This window comes from Bradyrhizobium sp. LHD-71 (assembly GCF_031157255.1).
Classification (GTDB): domain Bacteria; phylum Pseudomonadota; class Alphaproteobacteria; order Rhizobiales; family Xanthobacteraceae; genus P52-10.
Genome location: NZ_JAVIFX010000020.1, coordinates 116,068 through 133,514, shown reverse-complemented (window position 1 = coordinate 133,514; position 17,447 = coordinate 116,068). Strand labels below are relative to the sequence as shown.

Here is a 17,447-nt window from a genome sequence, read left to right as displayed (position 1 = left end):
TCAAGCCGCCGCACCAGCCGCCTCAGGCTGGCCGGCACAAACCTTTAAGGGTGCGCTGATGGGATTGATCATCACTCCCGCGCAGGCCGCAACGACGACGACCACGTCGACCGAAGCTTCGCATGCGAAGGGCGGATTCCCGCCCTTCCAGACGGATACCTTCGCCTCGCAGCTGGTCTCGTTCGCGATCGCTTTCGTGCTGCTCTATTGGATCGTATCCAAGCTCGCGCTGCCGCGCGTTGGCGGCATCATTGCGGCCCGTCAGGGTGCGATCGACGGCGACCTGGCAGAAGCCCAGCGGCTGAAGAACGAGTCCGACGCTGCGCTGAAAGCCTATGAAACCGAGCTTGCGACCGCCCGCGCCAATGCGCAGGCGATCGGTAGCGAGATCCGCGACAAGCTGACCAAGCAAGCTGACCTGGAGCGCAAGCAGCTCGAGGATCGGCTGGCCGCGAAGCTGGCGGACGCCGACAAATCAATCGCCACCACCCGCGCCGCTGCGATGGGGAACGTTCGCTCCATCGCGACCGAAGCTGCCGCCGCCATCGTGCATCGGCTCTCCGGGGTCACGGCGGACGTTCAGGCGGTCAAGTCCGCCATCGACACCACGCTCAAGGCGTAACCAGCGATGTTTGACGCAACTTTCTGGTCTGCCATTGCGTTCGTTATTCTGATCGCAGGCTTCATCTATCTCGGCGTGCACACCAAGCTCGCCGAGGCACTCGATCATCGCGCGGGTCGCATCAAGTCCGAACTGGACGATGCACGCCGCCTGAGGGACGAGGCGCAAAAGCTCGTCGCCGAGTATCGTGCGCGGCGCGACAGCGCCGTGAAGGAGGCCGAAGAGATCGTCTCCAGCGCGAAGGCGGAAGCCGAGCGCCTCGCGGTCGAGGCCAAGACGCGGATGGAGGATTTCGTCGTCCGCCGCACCAAGATGGCCGAGACCAAGATCGCCCAGGCGGAGGCGCAGGCCCTCGCCGACGTGCGCGCGGCGGCCGCCGACGCGGCGACCTCCGCGGCCGCAAAGGTTCTGGCTCAGACAGTGAAAGGGTCGACCGCCGAGAGCCTGCTGACGCAAAGCATCGCCGAGATCCGCCAGAAGCTGAACTGACGCGAATGACGATATGAAACAAGAAGCCGGCCTCGCGCCGGCTTTTTTGTTTCTGGCAGGGCTTTGAGAGTTTCTCGCGCGCCGTCCACGCCACAGCTCGGACCTACGGCATCGCGCCTCGCTTCAGCCAAGACCCGACAGTTCGCGCGTCTCCAAGGATCAGCTTACAAGGATCAGCTTACAAGGATCAGCTTACAAGGATCAGCTCACGCGGCTTGGACCCCCGCCGCCGCGAGAACACGCCTTAGTCTAGCCCGCGCGTGCGCTCCTGCCCTTTTGCCGCTGCGGCTGGCTGCGCACACCTTCGGGATCGAAGCCGATATAGATCACGTAGGACGACACGGCGTCGGGCGAAGGCACCGGGAACGCCATGTCCTCGGCCACGAAGGAGAACGCGACGTTGTCCTGGCCGGCGAGATCGACCGTCGTACGATAGAGCTTGGTGGCGATGGTCCTCGGCTGCACGCCCTCCTGCACCACCGCGACGCGGATCGGCACGTCGACCGCCGGCGGCGCGCCTGCGGGACCAACGATGATCCGCCCCTGGATGCCGACGCGCGCATTCACCTGTCCACCGATCAGCGTGCAGTCACGCGCGTTCCGGACGATCGTGCCCTGATAGCGGACCTCGTTGTTGTCGGCGACCGGTCCGGGTTTCAAGCCGACCTGAAGCGTCGATGCACCTTCGCGGATCGCGACGCCCGGACAATCCTGATAGGGCGTGCCCCCGGCGTCGCCGCCGCCTGCAAACGGCGCCGGCGGCGTGCCGACGAGCTGCGCCTGGGTGGTCGAGCTCGAGCCGCCGAACAGCTGGCTGAAGCGATCGCCCACGGAGGTCAGGCGCTCTCCCACCGATATTCCACCGCCGCAGCCGGCCAGCAGCAATGCCGCGGCCGCCAGCGGAACGGTACGTTGCAAGACAATCGCTTTCGCGCCGCAGCTGCGGCTGAGATATTCAAAACCCAGCATGGAAATCCCGGTCCTTACCCCGAACCGCTTATATCAAATCAAAAGCGGCGGGCCAAAGGCGGGAGCTTCGCCGTCGCCTCAGCGCCGCTGAGATCATCTGTTTTTGGGCATGACCCTGTCCGAAGAACCGGTGTCCACTTTCCGGGATCATGCCCTAACGAACCAGTTCGCTCTGGTCCTTCAAATCCTCGTTCAGCAACCCGAACAGCAGGTGGTCCTGCCAGATGCCATTGATGCAGAGGTAGCGCCGCGCGAGCCCTTCGCGGACAAAACCGCATTTCTCCAGCACCCGTACCGAAGCCGTGTTCGACGGAATGCAGGCCGCCTCGATGCGATGCAGATTCAACTCGCTGAAGATGAACGGCAGCAGCACTCGCAAGGCCAGCGTCATATAGCCCTGTCCCGCAAACTGCTCACCGGTCCAGTAGCCGATGGTGCCGGCCTGGACGATGCCGCGGCGGACGTTTGCGAGCGTCACCCCGCCGACCAGGGCCTGGTCCGCCATTCGGAAAACGAGAAACGGGTAGGCGCGGTCCGCAGAGATGTCTTCCGCATACCGCCGCAGACGGCGACGAAAGCCGGCACGCGTCAGATCGTCGGACGGCCAGATCGGCTCCCATGGCGTCAGGAAGGCGCGACTGTCCTCACGCAGCTTCGACCATTGCGGAAAATCGCTCATTTGCGGCGGGCGAAGCAACAGCCCATGGCCGCGCGGGGCGAGATCCGGCGGAGACGACGATGTCAGTCCAAACAGGGCCACCTTGAAAATCCCTGCGCCGCTCGTTCAGCCCGCCAAATGCGGGCCGGACCGATTTGTCCTAGTGATACCGTGCCCGATCCGGCGCGTCCGTCAAGCCTTCCGCGAAGCGGACGGCCTTGGAAAGCTCGCGCCCGTTGCCTAGCGCGACCACAGCCGGGCGGCTGCGTGCAAGCAGGGCCTGCGCGGCAGCGTGCGTCGAATCCAGCGTGACATTGTCGATCCGCGCCACCATCTCGGTATTGGTCAGCGGCCGGCCGAACATCAGGATGTGCCTTGCAAGCTGCTCGGCGCGGGCGCCGCAGCTCTCCAGCGCCATCAACAGGCCGGCCTTCATCTGCGCCTTGGCGCGCGAGACTTCGATCTCGGTCAGCGTGTCGGCCGCGGCTTTCATCTGATCGACGACCACATCCATCATCTCCGGCGCATCGGCCGGATCTGTGCCGGTGTAGAGGCCGAAGAAGCCCGTGTCGGAATACGGCATGTGGAACGTGTAGATCGAATAGCAGAGCCCCCGCTTCTCGCGCACCTCCTGAAACAGCCGCGACGACATCCCGCCGCCGAGGATGTTGGAGAACACCTGCAGGCTGAACAAAGCCGGATCCGACTGCGACAGGCCTTCCAGCCCGAGCGTCAGATGCGCCTGCTCGAGCTCGCGCCGCACGATGCGTGAGCCGCCGCCAAATTTCGCCGGCGCCGGCGCCGGTGCCGGCGGGCCTGAGAACTTGGCAAAGCGCTTCGCCGCCTCGGCGACCACCACCTCGTGATCAACCGCGCCGGCCGCAGCCACCACCATGTCCGGCGCGCGGTAATGCTTCGCGAGGTACCCGTGCAGCGTCTCGCCGGTGAAGGCCTTCAGCGATTCCGCAGTGCCGAGCAGCGAGCGGCCCATCGGCTGGCCGGGAAAGGCGATCTCGCTCATGTGTTCGAAGATGACGTCGTCGGGGGTATCCTGTGCAGCGCCGATCTCCTGCTCGATCACGCTCTTTTCGCGCTCGACCTCCTCAGCCTCGAACACCGGATTGGCGAGGATGTCGGACAGCACGTCGAGCCCGAGCGCGACGTCGTCCTTCAGCACGCGGGCATAATAGGCCGTCGTTTCAGTGCTGGTGGCCGCGTTGAGATCGCCGCCGACATTCTCGATCTCCTCGACGATCTGCTGCGACGATCGCGTCTTCGTGCCCTTGAACGCCATGTGTTCGAGGAAGTGCGAGACGCCGTGCTCGTTGGCCTGCTCATCGCGACCGCCGACGCCGGTCCAGACGCCGAGCGCCGCCGTCTCGAGATGCGGCATCGCGTCAGTGACGATGGTGAGGCCGGATGGCAGTTTTGTCAGATTTACGCTCATACTATTCCTTAAAGCTCAGGCGATCTCTTTGGCTGCGCGACTCGCCGAACGGATGAAACGCTCGAGCTCCGCGCGGTCGTTCGGCATCTTCGTGATGTTTTCAGGCCGGCTCATCAGGTCGCCGAGATGCGCGGGCAGCGCAGGGCGCGCACCGCAGGCGGCTTCCACCGCGTCCGGGAACTTCGCCGCATGCGCCGTGGACAACACGATGTTGGGCACGTTCGGCGTCACGCTTGCGTGCTCGGACACGGCGACCGCCACCGCCGTGTGCGGATCGATCAGGTCGCCGCTTTCGCGCCACGCGGCACGGATCGCTGCGTTGACCTCGTCCTCATCCGCCCTGCCCGCGTCGAACTGCTCGCGGATGTTGCGCAGAGCACCGGCGGGCAGCACGAAGCGTCCGGATTGGGCAAGCGACGCCATCAGGCCGCGCAGCGCCGCGCTGTCGCGGCCGGTCGCCTCGAACACCAGCCGCTCGAAGTTCGACGACACCTGGATGTCCATCGACGGCGATGACGTCTCGTGCACCTCGCGGACCTCGTAGGCGCCGCTCGCCAATGTCCGCGCAAGGATATCGTTGACGTTGGTGGCGATGCGCAGCCGGCCGATCGGCAACCCCATGCGCTTCGCCACGTACCCGGCGAAGATGTCGCCGAAGTTTCCGGTCGGTACGGTGAAATCAACGCTGCGCGCCGGCGCGCCGAGCGCGACCGCCGCTGTGAAGTAGTAAACGGCCTGCGCGACGATGCGCGCCCAGTTGATCGAATTGACCGCGGAGAGCGAGACCGAATCGCGGAAGCGGTGATGGTTGAACAGCGCCTTCACCAGCGCCTGACAGTCGTCGAAGGTGCCATCGACGGCCAGTGCATGCACGTTCGCGGCGCCGGCCGTGGTCATCATACGCCGCTGCACGTCGGAAACGCGTCCGTCCGGAAGCAGGACGAACAGATCGACATTGTCGCGGCCGGCGAAGGCTTCAACCGCCGCGCCGCCGGTGTCGCCCGAGGTCGCCACCACGATCGTGGTGCGCTCACCCCGTTTCGCCAGAACATGGTCCATCAGCCGCGCCAACAGCTGCATCGCCACGTCCTTGAACGCCAGCGTGGGCCCGTGGAACAACTCTAGGATGAACTGGTCCGGCGAGGCCTGGTCGAGCGGCACCACCGCCGGATGGCGGAAGGTCGCGTAGGCCTCGTTGGCCATCCGGGCAAGGTCGGCGTCGGAAATCTCGCCATCGACAAACGGACGGATCACCTCGACGGCCACCTCGGGGTACGGCCTGCCGAAGAGCCCGGCAATCGTCTGGGCGCTGAGTTGAGGCCAGGTTTCGGGCACGTAGAGGCCGCCGTCCCGGGCAAGCCCGGTCAACATCACGTCGCAGAAACCGAGCGTCGGGGCCTCGCCCCGGGTCGAGATGTAGCGCACCGGCCGATCCTCCAAGGCCAGTATAAGGCCTTGATATGTAAACGGAAAATGAAGACGCCGCGCAACCAGCGCGGATCGCGGCGACATTATTCCGAAGCTTTAAGCTCTACAAGGACGACGATGGAGGCAGCTTTTGGCCGCGCAGCCAGAAACCGAACGCTATGGTTACCGCGGCGGCAAGCAGGAACCAGGTAACCGCATACTGCAGATGGTCGTTTTTGAGGCTGACCTGCAGGGGCCCGGGCTTCGGCCCCCCTCCGGTTGGAACCGGAGCCTCCAGGTCAATGTAGAACGGCGCAACATGCTGCGGATCCGCCCAGCCGAGTGCCTGCGCCATGGCCAGGTGGTCGCGCACGAACCAGAGGTGTTTTGTGCGATCGGCGTGCGGCGTCAGCCAGCCGGGGGGCTCCGGAAAGCGAATGTAGCCGGTCAATGTCACCGGCTCGTTGGCCGGCAACGGCGGCATCTCCTGCCCGTCCGCGAGGAAGCCGCGATTGACGACGACTGTCTCGCCGCTTGCAAGTCTCACCGGCGCGAACACCCACACGCCGGTGCCGGACACATCCTTCCGCAACGGCGATCCGGAGGCGAACACCTGCGCCTGTTCGTCCGCATCGATGACGCCGGTGAGCGTCACCCGACGAAACTCGTCGCGGGCCTTCCTGACGGCGCCCCAACGCGCGGCCGGCGGAAGCGCCACCGGCGCAGCCGCGAGCCGATCGTCGAGCGCAGCGATCAGCGCAAGCTTGTCGACGCGGCGCTCGAGCTGCCAGACGCCAAGCGACAGCAACACCGCGACGATGACGACCGTCGTCGCGATCGGGACCAGCAGCCGACGCCCGGCGGTGGCCCGTTTCACGATCTGCCCCGATCGACCAGCTGCCCCTCCTGCGCCTTGTGGTGATATTGCAAGGCGATCAGAAGCGACTTCATCGAGCGCAGCGGCACCAAGGTCGTCAGGAGAATCAGCGGCACCCATAGCACCGCGTGCAGCCAGAACGGCGGCTGGTAAAACACCTCGACGATCAATGCGCAGAACACCACGATGAAGCCGGCAATCAGGATGATGAACACCGCGGGCCCGTCGCCAGCGTCGATGAACGCATAGTCGAGGCCGCAGGCCTCGCAGGCGGGCCGCAGAGACAGAAAGCCGGCATACAGCTTTCCTTCGCCGCAGCGCGGACACTTGCAGACAATCCCGCGCAGGATCGTCTGCGACAGGGAGGATGGAGCGCGTTCCCGCATGGCCATGGCCTCATGCTCCTTCAGTCTGAAACGCAAAAGGGGCGGCCGACAAGGCCGCCCCTTTGACCGTTCGCTCTGGATCAATGCGCCGCGCCGTTGGCGACCGGACCGCCGTAGCCCCAGACATAGATGGCCACGAACAGGAACAGCCAGACGACATCGACAAAGTGCCAGTACCACGCGGCAAACTCGAAGCCGAGGTGCTGCTTCGGCGTGAACTGTCCGGCATAGGCGCGCAACAGGCAGACGATCAGGAATATGGTGCCGACCAGCACGTGGAAGCCGTGGAAGCCGGTCGCCATGAAGAAGGTCGCGCCGTAGACGTTGCCTTTGAAGCCGAACGTCGCGTGGCTGTATTCGTAAGCCTGCACGCAGGTGAACACGGCGCCGAGAGCGATCGTCAGGATCAATCCCCACTTCAAACCCTGCCTATCGCCTTCGAGCAGCGCATGGTGCGCCCAGGTGACGGTGGTGCCCGAGGTGAGCAGGATCAGCGTGTTTAGAAGCGGCAGGTGCCAGGGATCGAACGTCTCGATACCCTTGGGCGGCCAGACACCGCCGAACAGCGCGTCGCGCGCGAACTGGTGGACGTCATTCGGAAACAGCGCGGCATTGAAGTAGGCCCAGAACCAGGCGACGAAGAACATCACCTCCGAAGCGATGAACAGGATCATGCCGTAGCGGTGATGCAGCTGGACCACGCGCGTATGGTCACCGCTGTTGGCCTCGCGAATGACGTCGCCCCACCAGGCCACCATGGTGTACAGCACGCCGATGACACCGACGCCAAACACCACCGGCGCGCCGGTGAACATCTGATGCATCCATCCGATCGCACCGACTGCCATGATGAAGGCCGAAACCGAGCCGACGAATGGCCACGGACTCGGATTGACGAGGTGATAGTCGTGATGCTTGGCGTGCGCGTCAGCCATTTTCGCGTCTCCGTAGGCGTCGCGGACCAGGCCGCGTCATTGCAGTCAGGTTAAAGGTTCCCATTGCGCTTGCCGATGGTCTGCGCGGCGACAGGCTTGGGCTCATCGCGCATGGGGTAAAAGGTGTAGGACAGGGTGATGGTCGAGAGCTGGTCCTGCTCGCTATCGCTTGCCAGTGCCGGATCTACATAGAACACCACCGCCATCTCCCGCGTCTCGCCAGGCGCGAAGCGCTGCTCGGTGAAGCAGAAGCAGTTGATCTTCTGGAAGTGGATACCCGCGGTCAGCGGCGTGACGTTGTAGGACGCCTGGCCAAGCGTCTCGCGCGCCGCAAGATTGGTGACCTTGTAGTACGCGGTGACGACTTCGCCGATCCGCACATTGATCTCGGTCTTTTCGGGCTCGAACTTCCAGGGCAGCCCGCCCATCACGTTGGAATCGAAGCGAACGGCGATGGTGCGATCGAGCACGCCGGACGGCATCTGCGTCGCCACCTGCGTGGTGCCGTTGAAGCCGGTGACCCGGCAGAACCAGTTGTAGAACGGCACGGCGGCATACGACGCCCCGACCATCAGCGCGACGAACACGCCGCACGCAGCCGCGACCGCCACATCGCGCCCGATGCGCGGCTTTCGCGGTGTTGCATGCGTCGGTTCAGTCACCTTTTCCCCACTCCCTGACCTGGCGCAACAGCTAGATCGGCCTCACGAGGACAGCCGGCCCCTTGACCAGTGTCACCACAAAGAACAGCACCACGAGCGCCAGAAGAACAACAGCGATCGCGATCGAGCGCTGGCGGCGGCTGCGCTGCTGCTGCTCGGTGAGCACGACCCCCTCAGGCTCGTCCTTGTTGTCCATCGCTGTAATCATCTAGCTCGCGATCCGCAGCGCGATCGGCACCAGCGCGCCGACCAGCAGCGTCGCAAACAGCACGAACAGGTAGAGGATCGAGAACGTGAAAAGCTTTCGGGCGGCAGCTTCCGCCGCGGCGCCCTGGCGCTGGCGAAAGACCTGGACGGCGAACCACAGCATCGCCGCGCCGGAGACGGTCGCGACGACACCGTAAGCGCGGTCGAAATAGCCCAGCGGCCATGGCGCTATCGCTACCGCTATCAGGACGAGGGTGTAGAGCAGGATCTGCAGTCGCGTCGCATCAGGACCGGCAACCACCGGCAACATCGGCAGCTTGGCGCGGACGAAATCATCGGTACGGTAGAGCGACAGCGCCCAGAAATGCGGCGGCGTCCAAAGGAAGATGATGCCGAACAGCAGCAGCGGCTCGATCGCAAGCGAGCCGGTCGCTGCGACCCAGCCGACGACCGGCGGCAACGCTCCTGCGGCGCCGCCGATGACGATGTTCTGCGGCGTCGATCGCTTCAGCCACATCGTATAAACGACGACATAGAAGAAGATCGTGAACGCGAGCAGCGCGGCCGCAAACCAGTCCACCAGGATACCGAGCGTAAACACCGAGAAGAACGAAAGCGTCATGCCGAAGGCAAGCGCCTCGGGCGGCGTGATACGTCCTTGCGGGATCGGCCGCTTGGCGGTGCGCTGCATCACCGCATCGATGTCGCGATCGTACCACATGTTCAGCGCGCCTGATGCGCCGGCACCGACAGCGATGCAGAGCAACGCGGTGAACACCATCACCGGATGCATGTGCCCCGGCGCCATGACGATGCCGACCAGCGCCGTGAAGATCACGAGCGACATCACCCGCGGCTTCAGCAGCGCCAGGTAATCGCCGACCGTCGCCTCAGAGACGTGAGGCGCCAGCTCGGCTGGATGGTTTTCGACGATCGACAAAGTGAACCCGCGTCTCTTCTCAACTCGTTAAACAAAGCTGCACGCGGCGCTCGCGCGCCGCGCACATCTCACTTGATCTTCGGCAGCACTTCGAACTGGTGGAACGGCGGCGGCGACGTCAGCGTCCACTCCAGGGTGGTCGCACCCGCACCCCACGGATTGTTGGTAGCCGCCTGCTTGCGCACGAACGCCTGCGTGACCACGAACAGGAAGATCAGCACGCCAAAGGCGGAAATGTAGGAACCGACCGATGAGATGAGATTCCAACCGGCGAACGCGTCCGGATAGTCGACGTAGCGGCGCGGCATGCCCTGCAGACCAAGGAAGTGCTGCGGGAAGAACACCAGGTTGACGCCGATGAAGGTGACCCAGAAGTGCAGCTTGGCGAGCGGCTCGCTGTACATGTAGCCGAACATCTTCGGGAACCAGTAGTACCAGCCGGCGAAGATCGCGAACACCGCGCCGAGCGACAGCACGTAGTGGAAGTGCGCGACGACGTAGTAGGTCTCCTGCAGCGAGCGGTCGACGCCGGCGTTCGCCAGCACGACGCCGGTGACGCCGCCGACGGTGAACAGGAAGATGAAGCCGATCGCCCACAGCATCGGCGCCTTGAACTCGATCGAGCCGCCCCACATGGTCGCGATCCACGAGAAGATCTTCACGCCGGTGGGCACCGCGATCACCATGGTCGCTGCGACGAAGTAGGCCTGCGCCGCGGCCGACATGCCGACGGTGTACATGTGGTGCGCCCAGACGACGAAGCCGATACCGCCGATCGCGACCATCGCGTAGGCCATGCCCAGATAGCCGAACACCGGCTTGCGCGAGAAGGTCGAGACGATCTGGCTGATCATGCCGAAGCCCGGCAGAATCAGGATGTACACCTCGGGGTGACCGAAGAACCAGAACAGATGCTGATACAGGACCGGGTCGCCGCCGCCCTCAGGAGAGAAAAAGGTGGTACCGAAGTTTCGGTCGGTCAGCAGCATCGTGATCGCGCCGGCCAGCACCGGCAGCGACAGAAGCAGCAGAAACACCGTGACGAGGATCGACCACACGAACAGCGGCATCTTGTGCAGCGTCATGCCCGGGGCGCGCATGTTGAAGATCGTGGTGATGAAGTTGATCGCGCCGAGGATCGACGAGGCGCCGGCAAGGTGCAGCGCCAAAATGCCGAAGTCGACCGACGGTCCCGGATGGCCAGAGGTGGAAAGCGGCGCATAGAGCGTCCAGCCGCCACCGACACCGTGCCCGCCCGGCTCGCCCGGAACGAACATCGAGATCAGGAGCAGCGCGAACGAGGCCGGCAGCAGCCAGAACGAGATGTTGTTCATGCGCGGGAACGCCATGTCCGGCGCGCCGATCATCAGCGGCACGAACCAGTTGCCGAAGCCGCCGATCATCGCCGGCATCACCATGAAGAACACCATGATGAGGCCGTGGCCGGTGACGAACACGTTGAACGCACCACCGTTCGAGAAGAACTGGAGGCCCGGCTCCTGCAGCTCCATGCGCATGGCGACCGAGAGCGCACCGCCGATCACACCGGCCAAGATGGCGAAGATCAGGTACATCGTGCCGATGTCCTTGTGGTTCGTCGAATAAACGAACCTGCGCCAACCGGTCGGATGCCCGTGGTCGTCGTGATGGGCCTGATCGCCGTGCTGTGCCGCTGAAGTTGCCATAATCCTCGTCCCTCGAACCTATTCCGGTCCTGCCGCCCTTAAACCTCGCACCACCGCCGCGTCAGCGGCTGACTGCGCTCAATCCTGCGAACCTGCTGTTGTCCGGCGCGCTCGCAAATTTCTTCTTGGCGTCCTCAATCCAGGCGGTGAACGCCTGGTCGCTGACGACCCGCACCTGGATCGGCATGAACGCATGATCCTTGCCGCAGAGCTCCGAGCACTGGCCGTAATACACGCCTTCCTTGGTCGCCTTGAACCAGGTCTCGTTGAGACGGCCCGGAATGGCGTCGATCTTGATTCCGAAGGCCGGAACGGTGAACGCGTGAATCACATCCGCGGCTGTGGTCTGCACACGCACCACCTTGTTCACCGGCACAACGACCTCATTATTGACCGCGAGCAGACGCGGCTGGTCGGGTTTGCGTTCACTGTCCTGCAGCATGATCGAGTCGAACTCGAACGCGCCATTATCGGGATAGTTGTATGTCCAGTACCACTGCTTGCCGGTCGCCTTGATGGTCAGGTCGGCTTTCGGCAGATCGAGCTGAAAGAACAGCAGCCGAAACGACGGCACGGCGATGCCGACCAAAATCAGCACCGGGACGATCGTCCAGGCAACCTCGATCAGCGTGTTGTGCGTGGTCCTTGACGGAACCGGGTTGCTTCGCGCGTTGAACTTCACGATGACAATCACCAGCAGCGCAAGCACGAACAGGGTGATGGCCGTGATCAGCCAGAAGAGAAACGTGTGGAACCAGGTGATGTCCTCCATCACCGGCGTCGCGGCCGCTTGAAGACCGAATTTCCAGGGCTCGGGCTGAGCCGCCCACGCCGCACCTCCCGTCAGGACGACCACCACCGCCAGTCCCATGAGGCTCAACAAGCCCATCCGCCCCATCGACATCGTCATGCCGTCCACGCTCCCTCAAAGTCCGAAATAGGCGCCCGGATCAGACCCCGGCCCCGCGCCCGTCGACACGATGCAAAGCCAGAACGGGCTTAGAACGGGTCGAAGAATCCCGCCTCTCAAACCACACTTCAAAGGCTATCGCAATGCACCTTCTAGGCCGTTTGCAACAGGGGAGCGCAGAGCCAAACGCAGAGCGGCGGCTATCGTGACCGGCCTGATATTGCAACCGAAATTGCCACGCCCTGCTTGACGGCTGCAAGCGCAGATGGTCCTCATTCGCCGACGCGAATGGGTTATGCGATTCGCTTCCCCAAATGGTCGGGGGCAGGACGCCGGGAAGCGCCTTCAAGCTGCCGCAGTTGAAGCTGCAAAAGCGGCTGGTGCGCTGGATTTGACGTGCGTACCGCCGCAAACAGCGTTTTCAATAGCTCGGGCAATTCAGAAGAGACTTTGATGGGCAGTTTTGGACATCTTCGGTCTGGCCAGGCCTGGCGCAAGGCCGCCGGGCTTGCCACGGTCGCAGCACTTGTGCTGGGCGTGACGGTGGCCACAGGCGGCATCGCGGCGGCCCAGGGCGCCGTCAAGTCGGTTGCCGGCGACTGGCAAATCCGCTGCGACACGCCGCCAGGAGCCCAGGGCGAACAATGCGCGCTGATCCAGAGCGTCGTCGCCGAAGACCGTTCAAACGCCGGGCTCACCGTTATCATCCTCAAGACTGCCGACCAGAAGAGCAAGCTGATGCGCGTGGTGGCGCCGCTCGGCGTGCTGTTGCCGTCCGGGCTTGGCCTCAAGCTCGACGACAAGGACGTCGGCCGTGCCGGCTTCGTGCGCTGCCTGCCCAACGGCTGCGTCGCCGAGGTGGTCATGGACGACAGCCTGCTTGGCCAGTTGAAGTCTGCCAAGACCGCCACCTTCATCATCTTTGAAACGCCGGAGGAAGGCATCGGCTTCCCGCTCAGCCTCAAGGGCATCGGCGAGGGTTACGACAAGCTGCCGTAACGCCATCTGGTCGCTGGAAAAGCTTGGCCATGCCAATCAAGTTCTCATAGACGCCGTCGATCCGGATCGCGTCTTTCTGTTCGCCTTCGCGCTCAAAACCGGCGCTTCGATAGAGCGCGATCGCCCGCTCGTTGCCCTGCCGCACGGTCAGCTCAACGCGGTGCAAGCCGAAATCGCGAGCCGCGCAAAGCGCGGCCTGAAGCAGGGTCGCGCCGATACCCTGCCCGCGAAACTGCGGCAGAAGTCCCATGCCGAGCACACCGCGATGACGGTGTGTGGGCCCACTTGTCATCGGTAGGATGTCGCACCAGCCTGAGACGTCCCCATCGGCGGACAGAATAACGTATTGAGGATAGCCGTGCTCGATGTTGCCGAGCACGAACGCGCGCACCCGCTCGATCGGTGGAGCTTCCAGAAACGCCAGATATCGCCGCTCGCGCGCAACGATATCCAGAGCACGATGAAATCCTTCGATGTGGTCTGTCCCGATGCGGACGATCTCGACAGGCATGGCAAAATTGTTCCACGCCTCGCACGCCTCTCGCGCAACGGCGCAGAAACACCTATCTTGAATTGGACCCAGCCTCAACGGATTGTCTCATGACCAATCTTGCGACCTCCTCCCTCCTCGACCGCTCCGGCCTCGATCGCGACGCCGTGAGACAGGAAATCACACGCGGACTTGCGGGCGCGGACGACGGCGAGTTGTTTCTGGAATACCGGCAGTCCGAGGCCCTGATGTTCGACAACGGCCGCCTGAAACAGGCGACGTATGACACGGCGCAAGGCTTTGGCCTGCGCGCAGTGAAGAACGACGCCGTCGGCTATGCGCACTCGTCCGACGTGTCCATCCCGGCGCTGATCCGCGCGGCCGACGCCGTCGGCGCCGTGCGCGCCGGATATGCCGGATCGTTCGCGGCCGCGCCCGGACGCACCAATGTCCGCCTCTATGGCGACGAAAATCCGCTCGATGCGCCCGGCTTCGAATCGAAGGTGAAGCTGCTCGGCGAAATCGACGCGTATGTGCGCGACAAGGACCCGCGCGTGCGTCAGGTCTCGGTAAGCCTTGCAGCCACATGGCAGGTTGTCGAGATCGTCAGGCCGGACGGCGAGACCTATCGCGACATCCGCCCGCTGGTGCGTGTCAACGTGTCGGTCGTGGCGGGCTCCGGCGACCGGCAGGAGACCGGCAGCCACGGCTATGGCGGACGTGAAGGCTACCAGCGCTTCATCGACACCAAGGCTTGGCGCAACGCAGCCGACTCGGCGCTGCGGCAGGCGATCGTCAATCTCGAATCGGTGCCGGCGCCGGCCGGTGAAATGGACGTGGTGCTCGGCCCGGGCTGGCCCGGCGTGATGCTGCACGAGGCGGTCGGCCACGGGCTGGAAGGCGATTTCAACCGCAAGCAGACATCGGCCTTTGCCGGGCTGATGGGACAACAGGTGGCAGCGAAAGGCGTCACCGTGGTCGACGACGGCACGATCCAAAATCGCCGCGGCTCGCTTTCGATCGACGACGAGGGCACGCCGAGCAATCGGACCGTGTTGATCGAAGACGGCATCCTGGTCGGTTACATGCAGGACCGGCAGAACGCCCGGCTGATGAACATGCAGCCGACCGGCAACGGCCGGCGCGAAAGCTACGCGCACGTGCCGATGCCGCGCATGACCAACACCTACATGCTCGCGGGACAAAGCGACCCGAAGGAGATCCTCGCCTCGGTGAAGAACGGCATCTATGCCGTCAACTTCGGCGGCGGTCAGGTGGACATCACATCCGGCAAATATGTGTTCCAATGCACGGAAGCTTACAGGATCGAGAATGGCAGGGTCGGCGCGCCGCTGAAGGGCGCGATGCTGATCGGCAACGGCCCAACCGACCTGCACCGCATCACCATGGTCGGCAACGACCTCGAGCTCGACACCGGTATTGGCACCTGTGGCAAGAACGGTCAGGGCGTGCCAGTCGGCGTCGGTCAGCCGACACTGCGCATGGACCGTATTACCGTCGGTGGCACCGGCGGGTAGCACTCAACGGCGATTTGCCCTTTTCCTTGAGCTCCGGGTTTGCTCCGTTGCTCATGCGGAGGCGTCGCGTCGATCGCGGAATGGCGCGAACAGGGCCGCCAGAACCAGCACAACTGTCGCAAAGGATGCCACGGCCTCCGGCGCCCCCATGGTCCGGAGCGCCATGCCGCTCAGCAGGCACCAAAGCAGGGGGATTGGGACGAGCCACGGCAAAAGTCTGCCGCGGGCAAGCAGCAGCAGGCCCAGCGTCCCGATAGCGGTCGGATCGGGCGCGATGCCGAAGATTTCGGACGAGGCCCAGGTTCGCCCCTGCAACGGCGCAAGCAGCGGCTGGCCGGCGAGCGCGAAGACAAGCAGCAGATATCCCGCCCAGGCGACACGCCCCCGCCGATCAAAGGTCAGGCCGTCGGCCAAGACGGCAGCTACCAGAAGCAGCAGGGCTTCGAGAGCAAAAGCCGGCGCGACATAGGCGGCGGCCCAGTTGATGGTCGCGTAGCGGCTCCACAGGAAGGACCATCCGACGAAAGCCCAAATGACAGCCAGAACGATCGCGATCCACCGCCCATAGGCGCCCCAAGGTTGTTCTGCTCGCTCGTGATCATGTTGCCCCCGCGCGACGAGCACGATCATCACGACGCCCGCGGCGAGCGTGAGCAATTGCAGCGGCCAAACCGCCGCGTTGTGGAGTTCAAACATCCGCCAGTAGACGCGAGGCGAAAAGAGCAGGAAGTCCTCGGGGCGATAGCTCCACCATTCCGACATCAAAGATCCTGCACGTAGGCGGCCATGCGCTCGCGCATGGCCGGATCCGGCATGGGACCAGTCGCGGCTGCCAGATTCTCGCGCACATGATCGACCCGCGTCGTCGCGGGAATTGCGACGGTAACGGCGGGATGAGAGAGAATGAACTTCAGGATGAACTGCGCCCAGCTCGCGACCCCGAGATCGGCCGCCCAGCCGGGCAGCCGCTTGCCGGCGAGCCGACGGGTCAACTCGCCCTGCCGGAACGGGCGGTTGACGATCACGCCGAGGCCACGCTCGGCCGCGAGCGGCAGGAGCCGCCGTTCGGCCTCGCGGTCGACGACGTTGTAGGAGAACTGCACGAAATCAATAGGTTCGTTGCGCATGATCCGCTCGAGCAGATCATGACGGCGTCCCTCCGAGGTCGTAAGTCCGACATAGCGCACCGAACCTGCCCGCTTCATCTCGAGCAGAGTCCGAAGATGCTCCTCCCAGGCAACAAGGTTGTGGACCTGGATGAGGTCGAAGCGCGGCACCCCCCAGAAGGCGCTGGACTGTTCGATCTGCCGCGGACCGTTCGCGCCGGACGACGTCCAGACCTTCTCTGCTGAAAACAGTGCTTCCGGTCGCCCAAACTTCTGAAGACCATAGCCGATGACCGGCTGCGACGAGCCATACATCGGCGAGGAATCGATCATCCGTCCACCTGCGTCAAAGAACGCGCCCATCACGGCGGCGCATTCGTCCCTGAGCAGCGGATCGTTGCCCACGTTGAAGGTGATCCAGGTCCCAAGCCCGACGGCCGGAATCATTTCGCCGGTTGACGGAATCCTGCGAGAGGCCGCCGTCTTGTCCTGAGCATGGGCCGCGACCGGCGACAAAGCGGTTGCCACCGTCGCCGCCACGGAGCCTTGCAAGAACGTTCGGCGCGTGGTCCGCATGCTCAAACCATCCACTCGGGAGGCACCGCTTCTAAAAATACGCGATCAGGCGCCCGCAGGCCGCGACGCAGAACCAGATCGACAACGAGATGATGGCGATCGGCAACGCCGGTGCCGGCAGAGGCGTCGCTGGTGGCAGATTCTGCACGTTCGGCGTCACCCAGACCTCGAAGGCGAGGATGTTTGCCAGTCCGAGGGCGATCAGTCCGATCTTGATCTGGAATATGCGATTGAGAACGACGTGGCTCGCTTCGGCCGTGAACAGGACGAGCCCGGACAACACGAGGCCTGCGAAGGCGGCAACGGCCGCCCAGCGCGCCCAACGCAAAATGAACCCCGGCGATGTCGCGGCAAAGACACCCATCATGCGCAAATCCATCACCACGATCGCGCCTGCAAACGCCATCAGCGCAAGGATGTGGACGACGTTGGCCACCATGTAGGCCCAGGTCGACTGGCGGATTGCCGCGCCGAGACCGCTTGCTTCGAGCGCGACAAAGATCGCCGGGGCGCTATCGTTCATTGCGCATCACCTGCCGTGCAC

General features: G+C 64.1%; 20 protein-coding genes. 4 read left to right on the top strand and 16 right to left on the bottom strand.

What is annotated here, in order from left to right; genetic code table 11:
* Window positions 1-58 precede the first annotated feature (58 nt).
* Both RCO31_RS21960 and RCO31_RS21955 read left to right on the top strand, forming a co-directional pair.
* Window positions 59-622, top strand: coding sequence for a F0F1 ATP synthase subunit B' (locus RCO31_RS21960; protein ID WP_308970635.1), 564 nt, complete (start codon window positions 59-61; stop codon window positions 620-622).
* Between the two features lie 6 nt (window positions 623-628).
* Window positions 629-1,111: an ATP F0F1 synthase subunit B gene (locus tag RCO31_RS21955; protein ID WP_308970634.1), complete on the top strand. Its 483-nt coding sequence runs from the start codon at window positions 629-631 to the stop codon at window positions 1,109-1,111.
* 249 nt (window positions 1,112-1,360) lie between these two features.
* On the opposite strand, the gene RCO31_RS21950 is transcribed toward RCO31_RS21955, so the two are convergent.
* The 12 genes from RCO31_RS21950 to coxB all read right to left on the bottom strand — a co-directional run bounded on the left by RCO31_RS21950 (window position 1,361) and on the right by coxB (window position 12,194).
* Window positions 1,361-2,080, bottom strand: coding sequence for a hypothetical protein (locus RCO31_RS21950; protein WP_308970633.1), 720 nt, complete (start codon window positions 2,078-2,080; stop codon window positions 1,361-1,363).
* A 154-nt stretch (window positions 2,081-2,234) separates the two neighbouring features.
* A complete protein-coding gene (locus tag RCO31_RS21945) occupies window positions 2,235-2,840 on the bottom strand; it encodes a GNAT family protein (RefSeq protein WP_308970632.1) in 606 nt (201 codons plus the stop codon).
* Between the two features lie 58 nt (window positions 2,841-2,898).
* The gene (locus tag RCO31_RS21940) at window positions 2,899-4,185 is read right to left on the bottom strand and encodes a pitrilysin family protein (protein ID WP_308970631.1); all 1,287 of its coding nucleotides are present in this window, start codon (window positions 4,183-4,185) and stop codon (window positions 2,899-2,901) included.
* Window positions 4,186-4,200: 15 nt separating this feature from the next.
* Window positions 4,201-5,610: a threonine synthase gene (thrC, locus tag RCO31_RS21935; protein WP_308970630.1), complete on the bottom strand. Its 1,410-nt coding sequence runs from the start codon at window positions 5,608-5,610 to the stop codon at window positions 4,201-4,203.
* Window positions 5,611-5,716: 106 nt separating this feature from the next.
* Window positions 5,717-6,469, bottom strand: a complete 753-nt coding sequence (locus RCO31_RS21930; RefSeq protein ID WP_308970629.1) for an SURF1 family cytochrome oxidase biogenesis protein — start codon at window positions 6,467-6,469, stop codon at window positions 5,717-5,719.
* Complete coding sequence (locus RCO31_RS21925; RefSeq protein WP_308970628.1) at window positions 6,466-6,861, bottom strand: DUF983 domain-containing protein; 396 nt, start codon at window positions 6,859-6,861, stop codon at window positions 6,466-6,468. The genes RCO31_RS21930 and RCO31_RS21925 overlap by 4 nt, the downstream gene beginning before the upstream one ends.
* A gap of 74 nt (window positions 6,862-6,935) precedes the next feature.
* Entirely contained in the window at window positions 6,936-7,790 is an 855-nt protein-coding gene (locus RCO31_RS21920) for a cytochrome c oxidase subunit 3 (protein ID WP_308970627.1), read from the bottom strand.
* A gap of 50 nt (window positions 7,791-7,840) precedes the next feature.
* Window positions 7,841-8,452 carry a cytochrome c oxidase assembly protein gene (locus tag RCO31_RS21915; protein WP_308970626.1) on the bottom strand — a complete coding sequence of 204 codons (612 nt, stop codon included), beginning with the start codon at window positions 8,450-8,452 and terminating at the stop codon, window positions 7,841-7,843.
* Window positions 8,453-8,483: 31 nt separating this feature from the next.
* Window positions 8,484-8,660, bottom strand: coding sequence for a CoxF protein (locus tag RCO31_RS21910; protein ID WP_308970625.1), 177 nt, complete (start codon window positions 8,658-8,660; stop codon window positions 8,484-8,486).
* Window positions 8,661-9,599 carry a heme o synthase gene (locus RCO31_RS21905; protein ID WP_308970624.1) on the bottom strand — a complete coding sequence of 313 codons (939 nt, stop codon included), beginning with the start codon at window positions 9,597-9,599 and terminating at the stop codon, window positions 8,661-8,663. It lies immediately after the preceding gene.
* 68 nt (window positions 9,600-9,667) lie between these two features.
* On the bottom strand, window positions 9,668-11,284 hold the full coding sequence (gene ctaD, locus RCO31_RS21900) for a cytochrome c oxidase subunit I (RefSeq protein ID WP_308970623.1): 1,617 nt from the start codon (window positions 11,282-11,284) through the stop codon (window positions 9,668-9,670).
* Between the two features lie 61 nt (window positions 11,285-11,345).
* Window positions 11,346-12,194, bottom strand: coding sequence for a cytochrome c oxidase subunit II (gene coxB / locus RCO31_RS21895; RefSeq protein WP_308970622.1), 849 nt, complete (start codon window positions 12,192-12,194; stop codon window positions 11,346-11,348).
* A 453-nt stretch (window positions 12,195-12,647) separates the two neighbouring features.
* On the opposite strand from coxB, the gene RCO31_RS21890 reads away from it, so the two are divergent.
* Window positions 12,648-13,193: an invasion associated locus B family protein gene (locus tag RCO31_RS21890; RefSeq protein ID WP_308970621.1), complete on the top strand. Its 546-nt coding sequence runs from the start codon at window positions 12,648-12,650 to the stop codon at window positions 13,191-13,193.
* Here RCO31_RS21890 and RCO31_RS21885 read toward each other — a convergent pair.
* Window positions 13,156-13,704 (bottom strand): GNAT family N-acetyltransferase, encoded by a 549-nt coding sequence (locus RCO31_RS21885; protein ID WP_308970620.1) that lies wholly within the window; start codon window positions 13,702-13,704, stop codon window positions 13,156-13,158. The two genes, RCO31_RS21890 and RCO31_RS21885, sit on opposite strands and share 38 nt — an antisense overlap.
* 89 nt (window positions 13,705-13,793) lie before the next feature.
* Here RCO31_RS21885 and tldD point away from each other — a divergent pair, with 89 nt between their 5' ends.
* Entirely contained in the window at window positions 13,794-15,221 is a 1,428-nt protein-coding gene (tldD, locus tag RCO31_RS21880; protein ID WP_308970619.1) for a metalloprotease TldD, read from the top strand.
* 51 nt (window positions 15,222-15,272) lie between these two features.
* Here tldD and RCO31_RS21875 read toward each other — a convergent pair whose 3' ends face one another.
* The 3 genes from RCO31_RS21875 to RCO31_RS21865 are packed head-to-tail and all read right to left on the bottom strand — an operon-like array spanning window position 15,273 to window position 17,426.
* Entirely contained in the window at window positions 15,273-15,983 is a 711-nt protein-coding gene (locus RCO31_RS21875) for a DUF6064 family protein (protein WP_308970618.1), read from the bottom strand.
* Window positions 15,983-16,903, bottom strand: coding sequence for an aldo/keto reductase (locus RCO31_RS21870; RefSeq protein WP_308970617.1), 921 nt, complete (start codon window positions 16,901-16,903; stop codon window positions 15,983-15,985). Before RCO31_RS21870 ends, RCO31_RS21875 begins: the two co-directional genes overlap by 1 nt.
* Window positions 16,904-16,934: 31 nt before the next feature.
* Entirely contained in the window at window positions 16,935-17,426 is a 492-nt protein-coding gene (locus tag RCO31_RS21865) for a DUF6644 family protein (protein WP_308970616.1), read from the bottom strand.
* Window positions 17,427-17,447: the final 21 nt, after the last annotated feature.

What these genes read in the sequence shown, in the direction of transcription:
- RCO31_RS21960 (WP_308970635.1), top strand. Translation starts at nt 59, where the DNA reads ATGGGATTGATCATCACTCCCGCGCAGGCCGCAACGACGACGACCACG.
- RCO31_RS21955 (WP_308970634.1), top strand. Translation starts at nt 629, where the DNA reads ATGTTTGACGCAACTTTCTGGTCTGCCATTGCGTTCGTTATTCTGATC.
- RCO31_RS21950 (WP_308970633.1), bottom strand. Translation starts at nt 2,080, where the DNA reads ATGCTGGGTTTTGAATATCTCAGCCGCAGCTGCGGCGCGAAAGCGATT.
- RCO31_RS21940 (WP_308970631.1), bottom strand. Translation starts at nt 4,185, where the DNA reads ATGAGCGTAAATCTGACAAAACTGCCATCCGGCCTCACCATCGTCACT.
- RCO31_RS21925 (WP_308970628.1), bottom strand. Translation starts at nt 6,861, where the DNA reads ATGGCCATGCGGGAACGCGCTCCATCCTCCCTGTCGCAGACGATCCTG.
- RCO31_RS21920 (WP_308970627.1), bottom strand. Translation starts at nt 7,790, where the DNA reads ATGGCTGACGCGCACGCCAAGCATCACGACTATCACCTCGTCAATCCG.
- RCO31_RS21910 (WP_308970625.1), bottom strand. Translation starts at nt 8,660, where the DNA reads ATGATTACAGCGATGGACAACAAGGACGAGCCTGAGGGGGTCGTGCTC.
- ctaD (WP_308970623.1), bottom strand. Translation starts at nt 11,284, where the DNA reads ATGGCAACTTCAGCGGCACAGCACGGCGATCAGGCCCATCACGACGAC.
- coxB (WP_308970622.1), bottom strand. Translation starts at nt 12,194, where the DNA reads ATGACGATGTCGATGGGGCGGATGGGCTTGTTGAGCCTCATGGGACTG.
- RCO31_RS21890 (WP_308970621.1), top strand. Translation starts at nt 12,648, where the DNA reads ATGGGCAGTTTTGGACATCTTCGGTCTGGCCAGGCCTGGCGCAAGGCC.
- RCO31_RS21885 (WP_308970620.1), bottom strand. Translation starts at nt 13,704, where the DNA reads ATGCCTGTCGAGATCGTCCGCATCGGGACAGACCACATCGAAGGATTT.
- tldD (WP_308970619.1), top strand. Translation starts at nt 13,794, where the DNA reads ATGACCAATCTTGCGACCTCCTCCCTCCTCGACCGCTCCGGCCTCGAT.
- RCO31_RS21875 (WP_308970618.1), bottom strand. Translation starts at nt 15,983, where the DNA reads ATGTCGGAATGGTGGAGCTATCGCCCCGAGGACTTCCTGCTCTTTTCG.
- RCO31_RS21870 (WP_308970617.1), bottom strand. Translation starts at nt 16,903, where the DNA reads ATGCGGACCACGCGCCGAACGTTCTTGCAAGGCTCCGTGGCGGCGACG.
- RCO31_RS21865 (WP_308970616.1), bottom strand. Translation starts at nt 17,426, where the DNA reads ATGAACGATAGCGCCCCGGCGATCTTTGTCGCGCTCGAAGCAAGCGGT.